Raw genomic sequence first — 2,474 nt, 5'->3', positions numbered from 1 at the left:
TGTCGTGCCGGACGCGTCGGAGGCGCCGCTCGGGTCGGCCCCGAGCACCGCGCGTAGCACGGCCACCCCGCCACCGTCGGGCATGTGCACGTCGAGCAGCACCACGTCTGGCCGCACCCGACCGATGCCGGCGACGGCCTCGGCCACCGACCCCGCCTCGCCCACCACCTCGATGCCGGTCTGGCCGGCGAGTTCGGCCCGGACACCACTGCGGAACACCGCGTGGTCGTCGACGAGGAACACCCGGCACACCCTGACGCCACCCACCGGCTCGTCCGTCATTCGCCCTCCAGCGGCATCTCGATCCCGATCTCGGTTCCGCGACCGAGCGTACTGCGCACCGTCACGCTGCCGCCCCGGCTCTCCACACGGTGCCGGATGGACTGGGACAACCCGTGGCGATCATCGCCCACGTCGTCGGGGTCGAAGCCACAGCCGCGGTCCCGGACGAAGGCGCTGAGCACCTGACCGTCGTTCTCCACGAACACGTCGGCGGTGTCGACGCCGGCGTGCTTGGCCACGTTGGCCAAAGCCTCGCGGACGGCGCCCAGCACCGCCTCCTCGGCGTCGCCCGCCGGGCCGTCCCCGCCCACCACCACCTGGTCCACGCGCAGACCGTAGGCGTCCTCGATGTCCCCGACGATCACCTCGACGGCCCCGGCGACGGTGGCCGCGCCCGAGGACATGCGCGACCCGGCCCCGAAGAGCCACTGCCGCAGCTCGCGCTCCTGCCGACGGGCCAGCCGCGACACCTGGGCGGGGTCGTCGGATCGCTTCTGGATCAACGCGAGCGTCTGCAACACGGAGTCGTGGAGGTGGGAGGCGATGTCGCTGCGCTCGGCCTCACGGATGCGGGCCGCACGTTCCTCCTCGAGGGACCGCCACAGCCGCAGCCCCACGGGGACGCTGAGCAGCACCACTCCGACCAGGGTCGCCAGCACCGCCAGGAAGGACGACCGCAGGGCGGCCAACTCGACCTGCCCCAGTACGACGACGGCGAGACCGACGACGACGAGGGTGGCACCGGTGGTGACCCTGGCCCAGTCGAAGACGGACCGGGGAGCCACCCGCCCCCCGCCGTCGTACTGCTGCCAGACCAGCCCGGCCCCCAGCGCCACGATCAGGACGGGCACGATCACGTGCAGCCCCGTCGCTGTGGTCACCATGAACGACAGCACCGACCCCACCAGGGCCACGACCGCGAGGGCCATGCCGCGGCGACGCTCCCGTGTGTCCGCGGAGGCGACCCCCTCCGGCGCCCGCGCCGACGGGGTCAGGGCCCACAGGGCGGAATAGAACAGCACACCCGCGCCGGACAGGGTGGCGAGCAGCACCATCGCCAGGCGCACATGGGTGACCCGCACCCCCAGATGGGCCGCGAGCCCCGCGCACACGCCGGCGACGACGGACCCGTCGGAGATCCTGGTCAGCGGCGGGTACCACCGGAACCCGGCCGGCTGCACGGCCGCGGGCGGCCGTGGAGCGACCGGCGGTCGCGGCGCGGGGGCCGATACCTGATCGGTCGCGTTCTCACTCATACCGCCATGGTCACAGATCGCGACCCCGAGAGGTATCGGGGATCTCCCCCGGTTCGTCCGTCCCGGGAGGGGGCCCGCCCACCGCACGGATGTCGTAGGCCACGCTCGCCGGAGTGATCCCGAGTTCCTTCAGCCCGGCCACCAGGTCACGTGAGATCGCGTCCTTGACCGCCCGCGCCCCGTGACTGCCGACGACGAAACGGACGGTCACGAGGATCCAGTCCTCCTGGAGGGAGACGAAGACCTGCGGTCCGAACTCGCGGACGTCGACCGCGTAGACGCGGCTCATCCGCTGCATACTCGCCATCGCCTCGTCGCTGAGTTGGCGCGTGTGCCGATCGGCGCACGCGGAGAACAACTCGTCCACGACGCGCAGATCAACGTCGAAGGGGAGGTTGACCGAGATCTCCTCCCAGAGGAACGGGAAACCGCGGGAGTAGTTGAAGACGGCCTCGTCGAAGATCACGCCGTTGGACACGGTCACCACCCGCCCGGTGAACTGGCGGCTCGGTACCCAGTTCCCGGTCTCCGATCCGGTCATGGACGACGGGGCCCCCATCTCCATCACCGTCGTCCGCAGGAAGCCCAGCGACATCACGTCGCCACGCACCTCCCCGACGGCGATCCGGTCACCGACCGCGAAGACCCTGCCCCGGAGGTGCGTCCGCTGACGCCGACCATCGTCACTCCGAAGAGCCGCAGGGGGTCGTCCGAGCTCAGGAATCCCACGACGGTGTCGACCATGCCGTCATCATCCCTGCCGGGTGCTCTCAGGGTCGAATATCAGGGTCGGCCCCCGATGTGGAACCACGACCCGCCCACCACGATGGAGTCATGTCCAGCACCAGCACCCACGACGTCCCATCAGAGCTCCGCTCCCTGTGGCGGACCCGACCCGTCCGGACCCCGGACGACGCCAAGATCGCCGGAGTCTGT

Annotated in this window: 3 protein-coding genes; all 3 read right to left on the bottom strand. The window is 71.1% G+C overall.

Going from position 1 to position 2,474, the window contains the following annotated elements:
• Positions 1 to 282 (bottom strand): response regulator transcription factor (locus G6017_RS09750; protein WP_182617142.1); only part of this gene is annotated, 282 nt, incomplete at its 3' end.
• Entirely contained in the window at positions 279 to 1,538 is a 1,260-nt protein-coding gene (locus G6017_RS09745; RefSeq protein ID WP_241731453.1) for an ATP-binding protein, read from the bottom strand. The genes G6017_RS09745 and G6017_RS09750, both read right to left, overlap by 4 nt.
• Positions 1,539 to 1,548: 10 nt before the next feature.
• Complete coding sequence (locus tag G6017_RS09740; protein ID WP_179526162.1) at positions 1,549 to 2,133, bottom strand: mechanosensitive ion channel family protein; 585 nt, start codon at positions 2,131 to 2,133, stop codon at positions 1,549 to 1,551.
• Between the last annotated feature and the right edge of the window lie 341 nt (positions 2,134 to 2,474).

Source organism: Dietzia sp. B44, assembly GCF_014145245.1.
GTDB classification, from domain to species: Bacteria; Actinomycetota; Actinomycetes; order Mycobacteriales; family Mycobacteriaceae; genus Dietzia; species Dietzia natronolimnaea.
The sequence above is the reverse complement of the archived record's forward strand: the minus strand, read 5'-3'. Positions and strand labels throughout refer to the sequence as shown.

Bases quoted from the DNA above. Each gene is read 5' to 3' on its own strand.
- G6017_RS09740 (WP_179526162.1), bottom strand. From the start codon at position 2,133: ATGTCGCTGGGCTTCCTGCGGACGACGGTGATGGAGATGGGGGCCCCG.
- G6017_RS09745 (WP_241731453.1), bottom strand. From the start codon at position 1,538: ATGAGTGAGAACGCGACCGATCAGGTATCGGCCCCCGCGCCGCGACCG.